This is a genomic window from Kordia antarctica, from assembly GCF_009901525.1.
Lineage (GTDB): Bacteria > Bacteroidota > Bacteroidia > Flavobacteriales > Flavobacteriaceae > Kordia > Kordia antarctica.
In genome coordinates this window covers 3,155,146-3,171,796 of record NZ_CP019288.1, presented here as the reverse complement: position 1 = coordinate 3,171,796, position 16,651 = coordinate 3,155,146, and the positions used below count along the sequence as shown (strand labels likewise).

Below are 16,651 nucleotides of genomic sequence, written 5' to 3'. Positions count from 1 at the left end.
TCAACACACAGAAGATAAATAAACATTCATGAAACCAGCAAGATTGTCATTACGTTCCCGAATATTTGCCTACATGATTCTCTTGATTCTTGTAGCATCTATCCTTATTGCTTTGGTGACTATTTATCAATATCATGAACAATCCGTTGATTATCATTTAAGACGATTGGAACGAAAAGAAAATCAGGTAAAAGGACATATAAAATACCTTATCAATTTTGAAACTACGTATGTAGTGAGTCAAGAAAATTTGGGACTTATTTTTAAGGATGAAATTTTTAAAATTGCAGATATTCATAAAGTGGATGTTAATTTATACGACTTAGAAGGTAATTTTCTAAAAACGTCTGACACTTCTATTAGAAGCGAAGATGTCACAGAATGTTTGTCTGCCAAAATCCTAAATAATTTACGTGCAAGTGTTGACAAACATTATGTAGAAGAAATTATCACAGAAACAGAAATAGAATATCAATCTTCGTATAGTATTATCACAGATTCCAAATCGAAACCGCTGGGAATCATCAATTTAAAATATAAACAAGACAATACATTTAGTGATTACGAATTGCGAGAATTTCTAAGACGTTTAGGATATGCCTATGTTGTAATGCTGTTAGTGGCAATTGTTTTTGCGTATTTTATTTCGAGATATATTACAAAATCATTAAAGCAAATTGGAGAAAAATTAGATCAAACACGCTTTAATAAACGCAATGAAAAAATTATTGTAGAAGATGCAGGAGAAGAGATTTACAACCTAATTAATGCGTACAATAGTATGATTGATGAGTTGGAAGAAAGTGCTGTAAAACTTGCGATGAGCGAACGTGAACAAGCTTGGCGCGAAATGGCAAAACAAGTAGCGCACGAAATTAAAAACCCGTTGACGCCAATGCGTTTGAGTGTGCAAAGTTTCCAACGAAAGTTTGATCCGGAAGATCCAAAAATTCATCAAAAAGTAGATGAATATTCTAAAACATTAATTCAGCAAATTGACACCATGAGTAGTATTGCTTCGGCGTTTTCTAACTTTGCTAAAATGCCAGCACAGCAAAATGAAATGTTGAATGTGGTTGAAATTACACGTTTGGCAATGGATATTTTTAATGAAGATTATATAAATGTTTCGTTTGAAGAACAAGAAATTGTTGCAAAATTTGATCGCACACAACTAATTCGTGTCATAACGAACTTGGTAAAAAATGCGACACAAGCAATTCCAACTGATCGAAAACCGCGTATAGATGTCCGTGTATTTCAAGAAAACGAGAACGTAACAATTACGGTAAAAGATAACGGAATTGGAATCACGAAAGAAAACATGCGAAAGATATTTGAACCAAAATTTACAACCAAAACCAGTGGAATGGGACTTGGACTTGGAATGGTAAAAAATATTGTAGAAACTTATAAAGGAAGTATTACTTTTACATCAGAAGAAAACGAAGGCACGACATTTATAGTGACTTTCCCAAAAAATTAATCACATGAATTACGAAAACATAGGTGTAACACAAGACAACGGAATTGCAACAATTACAATCAATCGTCCAAAAAAACTAAACGCATTAAACCGTGACACCATTCAAGAATTGCGCGATGCTTTTGAAGCGTTAGATAGTGACGAAAATACCAAAGTAATTGTCTTAACAGGAAGTGGTGAAAAAGCTTTTGTAGCTGGCGCAGATATTAGCGAATTTGCAGATTTTTCAGTTAAAGATGGCGGAAAGTTAGCTGCAAAAGGACAAGAATTGCTATTCGATTTTGTACAAAATTTAGGAACGCCAGTAATTGCTGCCGTAAACGGATTTGCACTTGGTGGCGGATTGGAATTGGCAATGGCTGCACATTTTAGAATTGCCAGCGACAATGCAAAAATGGGCTTACCAGAAGTTTCCTTAGGCGTAATTCCAGGATATGGCGGAACGCAACGTTTGCCACAATTGGTTGGAAAAGGAAAAGCAATGGAAATGATTATGACTGCCGGAATGATTGGCGCAGAAGAAGCACACCAATGCGGATTGGTAAATCATGTAACTACACAAGAAGAATTGTTGCCATTAGCGTATAAATTGGCAAGCAAAATAATGCGAAACTCATTAGTTGCGATTAGCGGAGCAATCAAAGCTGTCAATGCAAACTATGAAGCTGGCGTAAATGGTTATGAAATTGAAATTTCGGAATTTGGAAACTGTTTTGGAACGGAAGATTTCAAAGAAGGAACAACCGCTTTTTTAGAAAAACGCAAAGCGGAATTTCCGGGGAAATAAATAGAGAATAATTCGATTGTTATCGTTATTTATAAATTACGAATAGAGTTTCTTGTTAAATTTAGGAATAGGTGGTTAATTTGTTTATCAAACAACTAACTAGTCGTCATGAAAAAAACTTCTCTAACAGCCTTATTTTGTTTATTCATATTTAGCGTATCTGCGCAATGTGTTATTAGCCCATTTATTCAGCAGAACTATGATGTAGATGCTAATATATTGGCGTTACGAGAAATTCAAAGTAACGTGAATGATCCTGATTATGACAATCCTTATATTCCACAAACACGCGTAGATTACCATTTGGAAAAGCTATCGGCTATTTATGAAAACCCTGATAACAACCCAAGTATTGATTCTTTGTTTACTAAATTTCAGTTTCATGTCAATACTGAATATAATGAGTTTCAGGTATCGTATGAAAAGATCGTTTTTTCTGTGTTCACTAATGTTTCTTGGGTACAAACTTTAATTACTACAGGAACGTCTGGGTTTGCACCTTTAGACGATTTTATGGCGCAATATCAGCTTACATATTCGGAGCATTTTAGTTCTAATAGTAGTGGAAAAACATTTTTCACTTTACAAACTAGCCATGATGCTTTGAACATGCTTGCTTTGATTGACGATTTGGAAAGCATGGCAGGTATTATTGAAGCGTTCGAAATTCCTAGTGGAATTGATAATAGATTTAATTATACAGGAGTTCTTTATTACATCGTTCAATTTCCTAATGTAAGTTTTCAAACAGAACTATGTGATATCATATTTGATGAAAATCAAAACTATCAGTTTATGCTTGGTGGCGGCGATTGCTTTGCAGGATGTGGATTAATGGAATTTCGTTATCTAACTGTATCAAACGATTGCAATCAAGTTACCTATTCTAGGACCTTATCAACAGAAGATTTAGAACTTTCAAATGTTTCAATCTATCCAAATCCAGCTTCAGATAATTTACATATTAAAGGAATTACAAACATTCAAACCGTAGAAATGTATTCTATACTTGGAAAAAAGATTGAAGTTTCTTTAGACAATTCAACAACAGTTGATGTAAGTATTTTAAAAAGTGGTGTATATTTTTTGAAAGTAATTGATTTTCAAAATCGTTCAATCATTAAAAAATTTATAAAGAAGTAATTCAATTCTTTTTTTGAACTCTTTTTCTCTTTTGGAATGCTTTTTCTATTCGCGATTTCATTCCTTTAGAAATACCAATAATTCCGCAACATTCATAAATTTTTCCTTGTTCTTTTTCAAAACAAATAATAGCATTCATTGTATTTATATCCAAAATACTTTCTTGAGTTTTTTCTATCCTTGAGATAAAACCAAGTAATACTAATTTCTCTTGTAATTCTTTTATTTCTTCTTTAGATATTTCAAGAATGACAACCCATTTTCCCTTCTTTTTTTCCGCATCAATACACCAAATTAGCTGATCGCTTTTTTTGAGGTTTGATGGAAAATTTTTCGCGTTTGCCTTTTGATCTTTGTAAGGATCAACAGTTTCTTGGCTATTTGCAGAAGCAAAAAACAAAAAAGAAATGCATATAGAGATTGTTTTAAACATATGAAATGCGGTTGTTTTTTATAAATGTAGATATAATGAACGTCACTTTCAAAAGTTTAACGAATTAAAATTCCCGTAGTTGCACTTCAAAATCATTTCAACCAAGCGATATTGTTTGTATAGCTTTTATTTTTGAAAAAAGAAATGTTGGAACGTACGAAAAACATCAAAGGAAGAGGCGCGCAAAAAAATGTACACAATCGTTTTTTGCAAGATACGCATGAAACGCGCTCCGATTTTTTAGAATATTGTCACAAAGAAGGCGAAGAAGCAGATAAAAACAAAACTCAATACATCAATACGTTTCCAAAAACGATTGTAAACAAAGTGCAAAGTCCAGATGTTGGTATGGAATATTCACTAAATCCGTATCAAGGTTGTGAACATGGTTGTATTTATTGTTATGCGCGTGTGACGCATGAATATTGGGGATTTAGCGCAGGATTAGATTTTGAACGAAAAATATTAGTCAAACGCAACGCTGCGGAATTATTAGAAGAAAAAATAAAGAAGAAAAATTGGCAAGCATGTCCCATTATACTTTCTGGCAATACTGATTGTTACCAACCTGTAGAAAAGGAGTTGGAGATTACGCGAAGTCTTTTAAAAGTATTCTTAAAATACAAACATCCTGTCGGAATCATTACTAAAAACGCACTAATTCTGCGCGATTTAGATCTCCTAAAAGAACTCGCAAAAGATAACTTGGTCAGTGTCAATATTTCTATAACTTCCTTGTCAGAAGAAACGCGTCGTGTGTTGGAGCCAAGAACTGCCACCATTAAAAAGCGATTGGAAACTGTACAAACGCTCGCCGAAAACGGAATTCCTGTCAATGTAATGTTGGCACCGATAATTCCGTCTATAAACAGTCATGAAATTCTTCCGATGGCAAAAAAAGTAGCTGAATTAGGCGCAACATCAATTGGTTATACAATTGTACGATTGAATGGCGCTATTGGCGAAATTTTCTCAGATTGGATTCATAAAACCATGCCAGACAAAGCAGAAAAAGTATTGAATCAAATTGCAAGTTGTCATGGCGGAACATTAAATGACAGTCGTTATGGAAACAGAATGCGCGGCGAAGGAAAAATTGCAGAACAAATTCATAACTTAATCAAGCTTGCGCGATTGAAATATTTCAAAAATAAAAAAACGCCCAAACTCAATAGAACGCTTCACGAAAAGTATAAAAGTGGGCAATATTCGCTGTTTTGAGATTAGATTGATGTAATAAATGTTGTTGTTTTCCACTTTGTTCTTTTCCGAAGTGTAGTATTCATTTTTCGTTAAGAATTTTTGAAGCCTTGGAAAAAATTTAGAAAAATGAATACGGTTTTAGTTTTTCAGAGAAAAAACTAAAAACACCTCTGGAAAAGTGCCTTTTCTTTTGTTGAAGCCTGTGCTGAACTTGATTCAGTATTCTTTGGGCGAACAAAGAAAATAAAAACGAAATCTATCATTTTTATTTTTCAAAAAATATATAAAATTCACATCATTTAACAACGCTCATAAAAAATACACGACGCTTATCAATTCTGTAGTATTTTATACAAATTTATGATATACATTTAAAAGTAATCAATCAAAATTGATGAATTAAAAACGTGTATAATTATAAATTAACCGCAATGAAAAAAGTATTTTTATGTCTAATCGCTCTAGCTTTTCTGTCGTGTTCAACTGATGATGAAAACTCATTAATACTGAATGAAAGTAATTTAAGTTTCAATCTTAATGGAGTTGATTATTCTCTAACAGATTACAACGTGACATTAAATCCAGCAAATACTGAAATTAGGATTATAGAAGCATCTTTTGATAATAATATGAAAACACTTTTGTTTTCTGTGTTGGTAGAAGAAACAAATCAAATAGATGATTTTGTGTTTATTGAGAATCATATAAACCACATTTCAGATCCAATATATGGAAACAGAGAAACTTCTATTGAAGTACATACAGATTCTAAAATGGAAGGAACTTTTAGAGCAACTATGGAAGATAATACTGGACAACCAATATTTACGTTTACTGATGGAGTTATTAATATTGAATATTAGGGTGGTTTTTTTAGAGACTAATTTAAACAAAAAATCACCCAAATTTTAGTGTATAAAACTTGGGTAATTTACGTTATTTAGAAAATAATTTTAGTTCTTCATATTAACCATTAGCACAACCTTTAGTTTTGCAACCAGCACTGTAACCACAATCCCAAGTTGGTCCGGCTGTACTTGGAACATTTCGCATTGGTTGTTGATTATTATTGTTATTCGCAACAAGACCACCACTAATAGATGATAAGTTAGAAACTGATACTCTGTTTAATTTTAACGAATTGAATGTTTTGCTTTTCATAATATAGAATTTTATGGATTAATTATTTAGTTTGCTTGTCAGCTTTTATAACTAGGGTTCATAATTAGATTCCATTACCCACTTTTTTTATTTTTTTTAAAAAAGAGACTTTTCTGAATTCTTGTAGTTGTATTTAAAGCTATGAGAAATGAAGTTGATAATACACTAGAATAGAATGCTCAAACTCAACAAAACGTTTTATTAAAAGTATAAAATGGTCAATATTGCCTGTTCTAACGAAAAAAAGCACAGCAATCCCAATAGCGGTTTGCTGTGCCTTCAATCAAATTTAATACTAGATTCGTTAGAACTTAATTCGTTCTGTAAACTCTCTATTTTGTGTTTTAAACACGATCGTGTAATCTCCTTTTTTTAGTTTTGATAATTCATAGATTCGCTCTATGATTTTGGTGTTTTTAATTTCTTCAGAAAAAACTAAAGTAGTAGTATCGCCAAAAGATTCTCTGTAATAAATTTTTATTTTTAAAGGTTGCGTATCTAAAGAAAGCCTAGAAACATAAACTATATTATCTACAGTTCTAACAGTAGGTTTGTATATAAAAGCCTCTTTTTCTTTTTCAAATTTCACTTCGTTTGAAACTACTGTAAATGGCATAATTACGATTTCAACATCTTTTTCTAACTCAAAAAAGTATTTACCATCTGGCAAAGCCGTCAAATCATATCCTTTGGAAAATATGCCATCATTTGCTATTAATTCTTTATAAATAATAGATAAATCAGCATCTTTAATTACTAATTTTTGTCCTTTTTTAACATTCGTTAAGGTTAGTATAGTACTAATTTTCTTGGTGTTTAAAGCATAATCAGCACTCGCATAACTCATTACACTAGCCAACATAGCTACTATAAATACAACATTTTTGATTCTTTTTTTCATGACTTTTAGTTTTAAATAATTCACAGTACAAATCTAAGTTCGATTTTGTTGTTGTAAAACAGCTATTTTGGCTAATATGTGTGTTATTTTAACCATGAAATAAATATTATATTTTTATTAAGTTAATATAGTATATAATTTAGGTAAAAGAACATATGTTTAAAACCATGTAAATGGTAAATTTGCAACGAATACATTTTGCTTATGAACAACAAACCTACCTATGAAAAAATAACACCAGATTTTGGGAGTTCTATTCTTGTGGCACAGAATACGAAAAAGCGAAAACGTGGATTAGCGTTTTGGCATTTTCATCCTGAAGTAGAATTGGTATATGTAAACAAAGGAAAAGGTAAATGTCATATAGGAAACCATTTATCGTACTTCAATAACAGTCAATTAATTCTTATTGGATCTAATTTGCCACACAATGGATTTGCAGATCGATTGACTTCAAAAGGAAAAGAAACACTCATTCAATTTAAAACTGATTTTTTAGGGAAAGAATTCTACAATTTACCAGAAATGAAGAATATTTCGCTCTTGCTAGAAAAGGCAAAAAAAGGAATTCGGTTTCAGCCAGAAACAAAAAAACTCGTTGGACCAAAAATTGAAAAATTACCAAAATATGATGGTTTCAAGAGAGTGATCAAGCTATTAGAAATTTTGAATCTGTTGGCATTAGCCAAAGATTATGTGTTACTAAATGCAGACGGATTTGCCTTTGAAACACAACCGCAAGACAGCGTTAAAATAGATATTATATTCAAATATATCAGTAGCAATTTTCAACAACATATTACTTTAGATGAAATTGCAGATAAGGTAAGTATGACAGTTCCTGCGTTTTGTCGCTACTTTAAAAAAGTGACAGGAAAAACATTTACAAAATTAGTGAACGAATACAGAGTGATGCATGCAACAAAACTGCTTTTAGAAAGCCAAAGTAGTATTACCGATATTTGCTATGAAAGTGGTTTTAATAATTTCTCTCACTTCAATAAGTCATTTAAAGAAATTACAGGGAAAAGTGCTTCTAAATACAGAAGCGAAATGAAGTTGATGATACAGTAACGTAATTAAATTTCATCTAACAATCTAACAATCTAACAAAGTCTAAACTTCCCCATTCCATTCACGGAAAAACTGATTCAGAAATTGCTCCATATATTCATGACGTTGTTCGGCAATTTTTTTACCAGTTTTGGTATTCATTTTATCTTTCAGCAATAACAATTTTTCGTAGAAATGATTAATTGTTGGCGCAGTTGTTTTTTTATACTCGGCTTTACTCATGTGAAGATTTACAGGAATTGCAGGATCGTATAATTTCCGATTCTTAAATCCGCCATAATTGAAACAACGTGCAATTCCAATGGCGCCAATCGCGTCCAAACGATCTGCATCTTGAATGACGTCTAATTCTGGCGAATTAAATTGTTGATCAAAATTCCCACCTTTAAAAGAAATATTAGAAATAATGTTTTCTACATGCAGAATCACACTTTTTTCGACTTGTAAACTTTCTAGAAACTCGCGTGCTACTTTTGGACCAACAGTTTCGTCGCCATTGTGAAATTTAGCGTCAGCGATATCATGTAACAATGCGCCCAAACTCACAATAAATTCATCGACGGTTTCTTCTTCCGCAATCAATAACGAGTTTTTATACACACGTTCAATGTGAAACCAATCGTGTCCGCCTTCAGCATTTTTCAAGGTTTTTTGCACAAAAGAAATAGTTTCCGAAATGATTTTTTCTTTATTCATAAATCAATCAATTACAATATGTTCTGTAATTACTTTCTCAATATGTTCAAGCAATTCGTCGCGTTTATCTTTTGGAAAATCACTTAATAAAAGAGGTTTGTGTGCTTCCACGGTAATGTGTGCGCCTAAACCATATGGAAATTTCCCGTATTTGGTTGTTTTCCACGAATTATTAATCGTCACAGGAACAATTTGTGCATTCGGAATATACTTAAACAACACATCCAATCCTTTTCTTTTAAAAGGTCTTGGCACACCATTTTTACTACGTGTTCCTTCTGGAAAAATTACAGCGGAATAGTTATTTTCATGAATATATTTTGCAAATCGAATGATTTCTGTAATGGCTTGTTTCGGATCATTTCGGTCAATCAAAGCTGCGCCACCGTGGCGTAAATTGAAAGAAATACCTGGAATTCCTTTTCCTAATTCTTTCTTACTGATAAATTTTGGAAAATGTTTTTTAAACAACCAAATCATCGGCGAAATGTCATTCATACTCTGATGATTTGACACAATAATTATCGGTTGATTCGAATTTAATTCATGCGGGTTTTTGAGCGTATAACGCGTTCCTAAAAGATTTTGGCAACGCATCAATGTAAATTGCATCAAATTTACGCTCCAGTTGTGCCATTTTTGTCCGCCTAACTTCAAGCAAATCCATTGGATTCCATGAGAGATTACTAAGGACAATCCAAAAAATAATAAATAAACGCTAGATACTATATATGATAAATACTTCACAACTTTGGTACTTTATGATGTGACAAAAATAAAAAACAAAACCACGCAAAAGCGTGGTTTTATCGTATTTTTTTTCGGTAAGAATGTATTAGCAATTCTCGTTGTACGCGTCTTTTAAATTTTCAGCGATCATTTCTGCTGGTCTACCTTCAATATGATGACGTTCTAACATATGTACTAATTGTCCGTCCTTAAACAACGCCATGCTTGGCGAAGATGGAGGAAAAGGAATCATATGATTTCTTGCTTTATCTGTAGCTTCTCTGTCAACTCCTGCAAAAACAGTAACTAAGTGATCAGGTTTTTTTGCGTTATCTAGAGACATTCTTGCTCCAGGTCTTGCATTGGCTGCTGCACAACCGCAAACAGAATTTACAACAACTAACGTTGTTCCTTCTTTTGCAATAGCCTTATCAACAGCTTCGGCAGTATGTAATTCTTCAAAACCAACGGCAGTCAAATCTGCTCTCATCGGTTTTACCAATTCTGGTGGATACATAATCTTCTAAATTAATTCATTAATAATGCTGCAAAGATACGGATTAAATTAGTGAAACTCAATTTTGAGGAGTCTTTAAGATCTGCATAAAATTGTAAGTTGAACTAATCTCGCTGGAGAGCGAGATCTAAAAGCTTATTCCAAAATTAAATGCAGTTTTTGTTAAAGAAAGGCTCAAAGAGAAATGGTGTTGTTTAATGAATTATTCTTGGGAAAATGTATCTTTGGTAAAAAACAAACCATATGAGTGGATTTGCAAGCTGGATTGGAGGCGCATTAGGTTGGACACTTGGAGGACCAATTGGAGCCGCTATTGGATTTGCCATTGGAGCTGCCGTTGACAAAGCAACATCAAAAGGATTACTGTTAGAACCGCCAAAACGTACTGGACAACAACGCAATAAACGCGCTGATTCTGTATACGATAAAAGAAGGAGAAGAGTTTCATCAGCACAAAAACAAGCGGAAACCAAATCGGGAGATTTTGAAGTAAGTTTATTAGTGCTTTCTGCAATTGTAATGAAAGTCGATGGCGAAGTTTCAGATTCTGAAAAAAACTACGTACGTGCCTATTTTGTAAAAATGTACGGGAAAGAACGCGCAAATCATGCATTTCAACTTTTCAACGGAATTCTAAAAAAAGAAGACCTTTCTACGCGTGAAATATGTCAGCAAATTCAGTTGTACATGGATCATTCTTCACGTTTACAATTACTACACTATTTATTTGGCGTGACCAAAGCTGATGGACATGTGAGCGAAAGTGAAGTAGAACTCATTGAAAAAATTGCAGGATATCTTTATATCAATGCGCGCGATTACGAATCGATTAAAGCTATGTTTTACGATCCTGTAGATAGCGCGTATAAGATTTTAGAAATTGACAAATCGGTTTCTATTAATGAAATCAAAAAAGCATACCGAAAAATGGCGAAAAAATATCATCCTGACAAATTACAACACTTAGGAGAAGAACACATGAAAGGTGCCAAAGAAAAATTTCAACACGTACAAAAAGCCTACGAAAAGCTGCAAAAAGAACGCGGTTTTTAAAACCCAAAAATATAATGTAAGTTTGATGCACAAACCCCAAACCCTAAAACCTATAATTTTATGCTTGATCAATTCTTGTTTTACTTTGAATTAGGAATGAACCATATTCTGCGGATCAATGGACTCGATCATATTCTTTTTCTAGTAGTATTAATAATTGCTTACACTTTTAAAGACTGGAAAAGAGTATTATGGCTAGTAACTGCTTTTACAATTGGTCATACTTTATCATTAATTCTATCGACTTATGGAGCTGTTAAAGTAAACGGAGAAATTGTAGAGTTTTTTGTATTAATTACGATTTTTACAATGGCATTATATAACGTATTTACTGCTGGAAAAAGTGCAAATAAAACAAAATCAGTAATATTAGTTATATCTGCATTATTTTTCGGAATTATTCATGGATTGGCTTTTGCCAAAGATTTTAAATTCATTACTAATGATATTAATGACAAATTACTTCCATTATTAGAATTTACATTAGGAATAGAAGCAGCCCAAATCATTATTGTTGTTGTCGTACTTATTATTTCCTTTATATTTCAAACAATATTTAGATTCTCAAAACGTGATTGGGTTATGGTTGTCTCTGCAATTGTTATTGGAGTATTAATTCCATTACTTATAAAAGCAAGATTTTGGTAAAAAATTAACAGCAATGCTGTTGTGAATCAACGGTAAACCTAATATCTTCGTTACAGAAGAGGAAAAGCAACTGTTATGGTTGCTTTTTTTCGCTATAAAAAACTTACATTTGGCTATGCCGAAACAAAAACAAGCAAAATATGATCACGCCTATTTACGAATGGCAAAAGAATGGGGAAAACTCTCTTATTGTAAGCGTAAACAAGTCGGCGCGATTGTTGTAAAAGATAGAATGATTATTTCTGACGGTTACAACGGAACACCTTCAGGATTTGAAAATTTCTGTGAAGATGAAGAAGGTTATACCAAATGGTACGTGCTTCATGCAGAAGCAAACGCTATTTTAAAAGTAGCGGCTTCTACACAATCATGTGTTGGTGCAACGTTGTACATTACGATGTCGCCATGTAAAGAATGTAGCAAGCTCATTCATCAATCAGGAATTACGCGAGTTGTATATGTAACCGCGTACAAAGATGACTCAGGTGTACAATTTTTACAAAAAGCAGGCGTTGAAGTAGAACACATTCCAACATTGCAAACCTCATAAAACAATAGTATTTTGAATAAAACAACACAATATTTACTTCCCGTGATCATTGCCGCAGCAGTAGCCGCAGGAGTATTTATTGGTGGAAAATTAAACTTTAGTGCAACGCCCGAAACGCTATTCTCATCAAACACAAGTAAAGACAAACTGAACCGATTGATCGATTATATTGATTATGAATATGTGGATGATGTTGATGTTGATAGCATTGTAGATGTTACAGTGATGAATATTCTTGAAAATTTAGATCCGCATTCTGTGTACATTCCTTCGGAAGAAGAAAAAAGAGTTTCCGAAAACATGCAAGGTGATTTTGTCGGTGTCGGAATTCGTTTTGATATGATAAATGATACATTAACAGTTGTACGAACGCTAGAAGGCGGGCCAAGTGTAGCCGCAGGAATTAAAGCTGGTGACCGAATTTTAATGGCAGATACTGATACGTTGTATGGAAAAAATATGCGAAATACTGATATCATTTCAAAACTCAAAGGAACAGAAAATACGTCTGTAAACCTGAAAATATATCGCAAGCAAACAAACGAAGAATTCAATATCAATCTAAAAAGAGCAAAAGTTCCAATCAAAAGTGTGGTGGCATATTATATGTTGACAGACGATTTAGGCTATATAAAAATCAATCGTTTTGCAGAAACTAGTTATGACGAATTTGTAGAAGCATTAGCAATCTTAAAACAAAAAGGTGCTAAAAATTTAACACTTGATTTACGAAATAATCCAGGCGGAATTTTAGATGTAACACGCAGTATTGCGGACGAATTTTTGAAAGATGGAAAACTAATTCTGTTCACCAAAAATAAAAAAGGAGAAATTGACAAATACTTTGCTACGGATGAAGGCGAATTTGAAGATGGCGAAATTTATGTCTTAATTAATGAAAAATCAGCTTCTGCCAGTGAAATTATTGCAGGCGCGTTGCAAGACAATGACAAAGGTGTAATTGTTGGAAGAAGATCGTTTGGAAAAGGATTAGTACAACGTCCAATGCCACTTGGCGATGGTTCTGTTGTACGATTAACAATCTCAAGATATTATACACCAACAGGACGATCTATTCAGCGTTCGTATAAAAAAGGAAATAAAGATTATTTTGACGATTATTATGACAGATTCAAATCGGGAGAATTGAAATCAATGGACAGCATTAAAGTTGCCGATTCGTTAAAGTTTAAAACTCCAAAGGGTAAAATTGTGTATGGCGGCGGCGGAATTATTCCAGATGTATTTGTGCCGTTAGCGCGTTCGCCAGAAGAATTATCTCTCGAAAGAGGATTGCGCTCAAAAATGGTCGGTTTTATTGATGATTTTGTATTCGATAAACTAGATAAAGACAGAGCAATATATAGTAATATGTCATTTGAAGAATTCATGAACAAATTCAACGTAAGTGATGATTTGCTAATAGAATATACAGATTATTTAAGTGAAAAACGCGGACAACGGATCTACATTGAAAAGTACGCTGCACAAATGAAAAGACATATCAAAGCAGTTTTTATTGAGCAATTATTTGGTGTCAACGGTTATCAACAAGAGTTGAACAAAAATGACGAGATGATTGAGAAAGTTATTGAACTACACGGGAATTAATTTTTTAATGTATTAATCTAGCAATGTATCAATTTGAAAATTTGAAGATTTTTTAATTTGAAAATGACTTTTATTGCGGCGTTTTGTTAGTTTGTTTCTTTGAATTCGAGAATAAAAAACTAAATATCAATTAGTTACAATTAAGTCTTTGCTCTTTTCAATTTGAAGATTTGAAGATTTTTTAATTTGAAAATGACTTTTATTGCGGCGTTTTGTTAGCTTGTTTCTTTAAATTTTAAAATAAAAAACTAAATATGAATCAGTTAAGATCAAGTCTTTGCTCTTTATTCTAAAAGCGGAGCGATCTTTACTCTTTTCAATCTTTCAATCAATTTAATTCATACTTTATCATGAATCTTCGTGTGAATTCCATCATTCCAAAGTGTTAAAATATCCGTAGCAACTTGCGCGCCGCTTCCTGCTGCAATTGCGAATTGACTTCGCCAACCGGCAATAGTTCCGCACACATACAAACCATCTTTTACCAAATGATCTTCGTTTTTAAGATAAATTCTATCTTTTTTTGCGGCTGCTCTCGGATGTGATGCAACAAATTCGTCCAAACCATCAATAGTGAATGGTTTTGAATAATTTAGCGCAATCACAACAACTTTACTAACGTAAATATTTTTGGTAGTAATAATTTCAAAATTACCAGCTTCGCCTTTAATTTCTAGTACTTTTTCATTTGCAATTTGTTTTACATGTGGATACACTTCTTGCAAATGCATTTGACCTTCTTCCAAAATATCCGCAGCAGTTTTCCCCACAGGAATTCCTAGTACATTATTAAACAAAGCATTCTGTAAATGTGATGCTCTTTGATGCAAAATAATACCTATGTCTTTATCAGCAGCAAATGGTTTTCCCTTTGCAGAACCAAGCACAAGCGCGCATTGCATTCCAGAAACACCGCCGCCAATAACAAGTACATCAAACATTACTTTTGGTTATTTACTTTATCCTGAATCTTTCTAGAAGTCATAAAAATCAGTAAAATTAACACAGCACATAATGATGCTACAATACCAATGAGTGCTACAACACTTTCGCCTTGTAACAAATTTTCAAAATCTAGTTTTGTGGCATTGTAAATACAAAGTAGTGCTGCAATTACAATTAATACATACGTGAATATTTTCATAAGATTTTTATTTTGATAAAATAGTTCAGTGCGCATACGAAATTTACTAAATGCGTATGCGCACTAACATTTTCTTACTTGCAAAATTACGCAAATATATTTTGAACTCCAGTAGTAAATATTTTTACAGCAATTGCTAATAAAATAACACCGAATACTTTTCTCAAAATACGAATTCCATTTTGTCCTAACCAACGTTCAATTCTATTAGAAGCTTTCAACACAACAAACATAATAATCATGTTGATAATAATAGCAATCACAATATTTTGAACGTTAAATTCTGCTCGAAGCGATAAAATAGAAGTCAAACTTCCTGGTCCTGCGACTAACGGAAACGCAATAGGAAACACAGAAGCATCGCTCATAGGGCTTTCATCATCTTCCTTAAATAAGGTAATTCCCAAAATCATTTCTAATGCTAGAAAAAAGAGTACAAAAGAACCTGCAATGGCAAACTGATTTACAGTGATTCCAATTAAATTGAGCAAGCTTTGCCCAACAAACAAAAACACTATCAAAATAATACCAGCAATAATAGTGGCTTTTCCAGATTGAATGTGTCCTGTTTTGCGACGTAAATCTATAATAATAGGAATGTTTCCTACGATATCTATTACAGCAAATAATAGCATACTTGCTGTTAAAATGTGTTTCAAATCCAAATCCATTTTAGGGTTTTTTTAAATTGGCGGCAAAAGTACAGCATTCCACAAACAAACAATACTAAAGCTTGTAATATTTACTTTAAATTAATGTTAATTAAATATGTTCAAAAAATTGAACTTTTCACAGAATTTCAGACAAAGAAAAAAGTATCTTTGCAGCATGTTTCATTTAGGAAAAACCATTGTTTCGGAAGATATTATTGAAAAGGATTTTGTATGCAATTTACATGCCTGTAAAGGTGTTTGTTGTGTTGCAGGAGATGCTGGAGCGCCGCTGGAAAAAGACGAAATTAAAATTCTAGAAGATATTTATGAAACCGTGAAACCATTCCTCAGAAAAGAGGGAATTGAAGCTATTGAACAACAAGGAACCTATATTGTAACTGAAAAAGGTGAACTAGAAACTCCATTAGTAAATGGTGCTGAATGTGCATATGTTACTTTTGACGATAAAAAAGTTGCGATGTGCGGAATTGAACAAGCATATAACAAAGGTTTGGTCAGTTGGAAAAAACCGATTTCATGTCATTTATATCCTGTTCGTGTGCAAGATTATAGTGAATTTGCAGCTGTGAATTATCATAAGTGGCAAGTTTGCGATGATGCATGTACTTTAGGAAAAGAATTGCAAGTTCCGGTTTATAAATTTGTCAAGGAAGCTTTAATTCGAAAATTTGGCGAAGATTGGTATTTAGAATTAGAGAAGACAGCACAAAAATTAGGTCGCTAAATCTTTAAAATTTCTTTTTCTCATTTTTTTTTCAAATGTTATGGTTCATAGCACCTGAGCAAAAATTAAAACCCTTAACTATCTGATTATCAATAAAAAATGCCATTTTAAAAATTA

At 32.8% G+C, this 16,651-nt stretch carries 20 protein-coding genes; 11 read left to right on the top strand and 9 right to left on the bottom strand.

Annotated features, from left to right (window positions below):
* Positions 1 to 28 precede the first annotated feature (28 nt).
* From IMCC3317_RS13175 to IMCC3317_RS13165, 3 genes are all read left to right on the top strand, one after another.
* Positions 29 to 1,486: a sensor histidine kinase gene (locus tag IMCC3317_RS13175; RefSeq protein WP_160129964.1), complete on the top strand. Its 1,458-nt coding sequence runs from the start codon at positions 29 to 31 to the stop codon at positions 1,484 to 1,486.
* Between the two features lie 4 nt (positions 1,487 to 1,490).
* Positions 1,491 to 2,273 carry an enoyl-CoA hydratase/isomerase family protein gene (locus IMCC3317_RS13170; protein WP_160129963.1) on the top strand — a complete coding sequence of 261 codons (783 nt, stop codon included), beginning with the start codon at positions 1,491 to 1,493 and terminating at the stop codon, positions 2,271 to 2,273.
* A 108-nt stretch (positions 2,274 to 2,381) separates the two neighbouring features.
* Entirely contained in the window at positions 2,382 to 3,416 is a 1,035-nt protein-coding gene (locus tag IMCC3317_RS13165; protein WP_160129962.1) for a T9SS type A sorting domain-containing protein, read from the top strand.
* A gap of 1 nt (position 3,417) precedes the next feature.
* Here IMCC3317_RS13165 and IMCC3317_RS13160 read toward each other — a convergent pair whose 3' ends face one another.
* Positions 3,418 to 3,849: a hypothetical protein gene (locus tag IMCC3317_RS13160; protein WP_160129961.1), complete on the bottom strand. Its 432-nt coding sequence runs from the start codon at positions 3,847 to 3,849 to the stop codon at positions 3,418 to 3,420.
* Between the two features lie 144 nt (positions 3,850 to 3,993).
* On the opposite strand from IMCC3317_RS13160, the gene IMCC3317_RS13155 reads away from it, so the two are divergent.
* Both IMCC3317_RS13155 and IMCC3317_RS13150 read left to right on the top strand, forming a co-directional pair.
* Positions 3,994 to 5,070, top strand: a complete 1,077-nt coding sequence (locus IMCC3317_RS13155) for a PA0069 family radical SAM protein (RefSeq protein ID WP_170293877.1) — start codon at positions 3,994 to 3,996, stop codon at positions 5,068 to 5,070.
* Positions 5,071 to 5,483: 413 nt separating this feature from the next.
* The gene (locus tag IMCC3317_RS13150) at positions 5,484 to 5,915 is read left to right on the top strand and encodes a hypothetical protein (RefSeq protein WP_160129960.1); all 432 of its coding nucleotides are present in this window, start codon (positions 5,484 to 5,486) and stop codon (positions 5,913 to 5,915) included.
* A gap of 103 nt (positions 5,916 to 6,018) precedes the next feature.
* Here IMCC3317_RS13150 and IMCC3317_RS13145 read toward each other — a convergent pair whose 3' ends face one another.
* Positions 6,019 to 6,213 carry a hypothetical protein gene (locus IMCC3317_RS13145; protein ID WP_160129959.1) on the bottom strand — a complete coding sequence of 65 codons (195 nt, stop codon included), beginning with the start codon at positions 6,211 to 6,213 and terminating at the stop codon, positions 6,019 to 6,021.
* 304 nt (positions 6,214 to 6,517) lie between these two features.
* Positions 6,518 to 7,114, bottom strand: a complete 597-nt coding sequence (locus tag IMCC3317_RS13140; RefSeq protein ID WP_160129958.1) for a hypothetical protein — start codon at positions 7,112 to 7,114, stop codon at positions 6,518 to 6,520.
* A gap of 204 nt (positions 7,115 to 7,318) precedes the next feature.
* Here IMCC3317_RS13140 and IMCC3317_RS13135 point away from each other — a divergent pair, with 204 nt between their 5' ends.
* Positions 7,319 to 8,188 (top strand): AraC family transcriptional regulator, encoded by an 870-nt coding sequence (locus IMCC3317_RS13135; RefSeq protein WP_160129957.1) that lies wholly within the window; start codon positions 7,319 to 7,321, stop codon positions 8,186 to 8,188.
* Positions 8,189 to 8,230: 42 nt separating this feature from the next.
* Here IMCC3317_RS13135 and IMCC3317_RS13130 read toward each other — a convergent pair whose 3' ends face one another.
* The 3 genes from IMCC3317_RS13130 to IMCC3317_RS13120 form a co-directional block, all read right to left on the bottom strand.
* Complete coding sequence (locus IMCC3317_RS13130; RefSeq protein WP_160129956.1) at positions 8,231 to 8,884, bottom strand: HD domain-containing protein; 654 nt, start codon at positions 8,882 to 8,884, stop codon at positions 8,231 to 8,233.
* 3 nt (positions 8,885 to 8,887) lie between these two features.
* On the bottom strand, positions 8,888 to 9,631 hold the full coding sequence (locus tag IMCC3317_RS13125; protein WP_160129955.1) for a lysophospholipid acyltransferase family protein: 744 nt from the start codon (positions 9,629 to 9,631) through the stop codon (positions 8,888 to 8,890).
* Between the two features lie 88 nt (positions 9,632 to 9,719).
* Positions 9,720 to 10,130, bottom strand: a complete 411-nt coding sequence (locus tag IMCC3317_RS13120; protein ID WP_160129954.1) for a BrxA/BrxB family bacilliredoxin — start codon at positions 10,128 to 10,130, stop codon at positions 9,720 to 9,722.
* Between the two features lie 243 nt (positions 10,131 to 10,373).
* Here IMCC3317_RS13120 and IMCC3317_RS13115 point away from each other — a divergent pair, with 243 nt between their 5' ends.
* The 4 genes from IMCC3317_RS13115 to IMCC3317_RS13100 all read left to right on the top strand — a co-directional run bounded on the left by IMCC3317_RS13115 (position 10,374) and on the right by IMCC3317_RS13100 (position 13,992).
* Entirely contained in the window at positions 10,374 to 11,183 is an 810-nt protein-coding gene (locus IMCC3317_RS13115) for a TerB family tellurite resistance protein (RefSeq protein ID WP_160129953.1), read from the top strand.
* A gap of 60 nt (positions 11,184 to 11,243) precedes the next feature.
* A complete protein-coding gene (locus IMCC3317_RS13110) occupies positions 11,244 to 11,831 on the top strand; it encodes a HupE/UreJ family protein (RefSeq protein WP_160129952.1) in 588 nt (195 codons plus the stop codon).
* Positions 11,832 to 11,946: 115 nt separating this feature from the next.
* Entirely contained in the window at positions 11,947 to 12,381 is a 435-nt protein-coding gene (locus tag IMCC3317_RS13105; protein ID WP_160129951.1) for a deoxycytidylate deaminase, read from the top strand.
* Between the two features lie 12 nt (positions 12,382 to 12,393).
* Positions 12,394 to 13,992, top strand: a complete 1,599-nt coding sequence (locus IMCC3317_RS13100; RefSeq protein WP_160129950.1) for a S41 family peptidase — start codon at positions 12,394 to 12,396, stop codon at positions 13,990 to 13,992.
* A gap of 338 nt (positions 13,993 to 14,330) precedes the next feature.
* Here the strand turns inward: IMCC3317_RS13100 and IMCC3317_RS13095 are convergent, their stop codons facing one another.
* From IMCC3317_RS13095 to IMCC3317_RS13085, 3 genes are all read right to left on the bottom strand, one after another.
* Positions 14,331 to 14,933 carry an FAD-dependent oxidoreductase gene (locus IMCC3317_RS13095; RefSeq protein ID WP_160129949.1) on the bottom strand — a complete coding sequence of 201 codons (603 nt, stop codon included), beginning with the start codon at positions 14,931 to 14,933 and terminating at the stop codon, positions 14,331 to 14,333.
* Entirely contained in the window at positions 14,933 to 15,136 is a 204-nt protein-coding gene (locus IMCC3317_RS13090) for a hypothetical protein (protein WP_160129948.1), read from the bottom strand. Before IMCC3317_RS13090 ends, IMCC3317_RS13095 begins: the two co-directional genes overlap by 1 nt.
* 86 nt (positions 15,137 to 15,222) lie before the next feature.
* Positions 15,223 to 15,807, bottom strand: coding sequence for a MarC family protein (locus IMCC3317_RS13085; protein ID WP_160129947.1), 585 nt, complete (start codon positions 15,805 to 15,807; stop codon positions 15,223 to 15,225).
* 157 nt (positions 15,808 to 15,964) lie between these two features.
* Between IMCC3317_RS13085 and IMCC3317_RS13080 the strand changes: the two genes are divergently transcribed.
* Positions 15,965 to 16,534 carry a DUF3109 family protein gene (locus IMCC3317_RS13080; RefSeq protein ID WP_160129946.1) on the top strand — a complete coding sequence of 190 codons (570 nt, stop codon included), beginning with the start codon at positions 15,965 to 15,967 and terminating at the stop codon, positions 16,532 to 16,534.
* The last annotated feature ends 117 nt before the right edge of the window (positions 16,535 to 16,651 follow it).

Excerpts from the sequence above, each read along its gene's own strand:
- IMCC3317_RS13175 (WP_160129964.1), top strand. The coding sequence starts at position 29 with ATGAAACCAGCAAGATTGTCATTACGTTCCCGAATATTTGCCTACATG.
- IMCC3317_RS13170 (WP_160129963.1), top strand. The coding sequence starts at position 1,491 with ATGAATTACGAAAACATAGGTGTAACACAAGACAACGGAATTGCAACA.
- IMCC3317_RS13165 (WP_160129962.1), top strand. The coding sequence starts at position 2,382 with ATGAAAAAAACTTCTCTAACAGCCTTATTTTGTTTATTCATATTTAGC.
- IMCC3317_RS13160 (WP_160129961.1), bottom strand. The coding sequence starts at position 3,849 with ATGTTTAAAACAATCTCTATATGCATTTCTTTTTTGTTTTTTGCTTCT.
- IMCC3317_RS13155 (WP_170293877.1), top strand. The coding sequence starts at position 3,994 with ATGTTGGAACGTACGAAAAACATCAAAGGAAGAGGCGCGCAAAAAAAT.
- IMCC3317_RS13150 (WP_160129960.1), top strand. The coding sequence starts at position 5,484 with ATGAAAAAAGTATTTTTATGTCTAATCGCTCTAGCTTTTCTGTCGTGT.
- IMCC3317_RS13145 (WP_160129959.1), bottom strand. The coding sequence starts at position 6,213 with ATGAAAAGCAAAACATTCAATTCGTTAAAATTAAACAGAGTATCAGTT.
- IMCC3317_RS13140 (WP_160129958.1), bottom strand. The coding sequence starts at position 7,114 with ATGAAAAAAAGAATCAAAAATGTTGTATTTATAGTAGCTATGTTGGCT.
- IMCC3317_RS13135 (WP_160129957.1), top strand. The coding sequence starts at position 7,319 with ATGAACAACAAACCTACCTATGAAAAAATAACACCAGATTTTGGGAGT.
- IMCC3317_RS13130 (WP_160129956.1), bottom strand. The coding sequence starts at position 8,884 with ATGAATAAAGAAAAAATCATTTCGGAAACTATTTCTTTTGTGCAAAAA.
- IMCC3317_RS13120 (WP_160129954.1), bottom strand. The coding sequence starts at position 10,130 with ATGTATCCACCAGAATTGGTAAAACCGATGAGAGCAGATTTGACTGCC.
- IMCC3317_RS13115 (WP_160129953.1), top strand. The coding sequence starts at position 10,374 with ATGAGTGGATTTGCAAGCTGGATTGGAGGCGCATTAGGTTGGACACTT.
- IMCC3317_RS13110 (WP_160129952.1), top strand. The coding sequence starts at position 11,244 with ATGCTTGATCAATTCTTGTTTTACTTTGAATTAGGAATGAACCATATT.
- IMCC3317_RS13105 (WP_160129951.1), top strand. The coding sequence starts at position 11,947 with ATGCCGAAACAAAAACAAGCAAAATATGATCACGCCTATTTACGAATG.
- IMCC3317_RS13095 (WP_160129949.1), bottom strand. The coding sequence starts at position 14,933 with ATGTTTGATGTACTTGTTATTGGCGGCGGTGTTTCTGGAATGCAATGC.
- IMCC3317_RS13090 (WP_160129948.1), bottom strand. The coding sequence starts at position 15,136 with ATGAAAATATTCACGTATGTATTAATTGTAATTGCAGCACTACTTTGT.
- IMCC3317_RS13085 (WP_160129947.1), bottom strand. The coding sequence starts at position 15,807 with ATGGATTTGGATTTGAAACACATTTTAACAGCAAGTATGCTATTATTT.
- IMCC3317_RS13080 (WP_160129946.1), top strand. The coding sequence starts at position 15,965 with ATGTTTCATTTAGGAAAAACCATTGTTTCGGAAGATATTATTGAAAAG.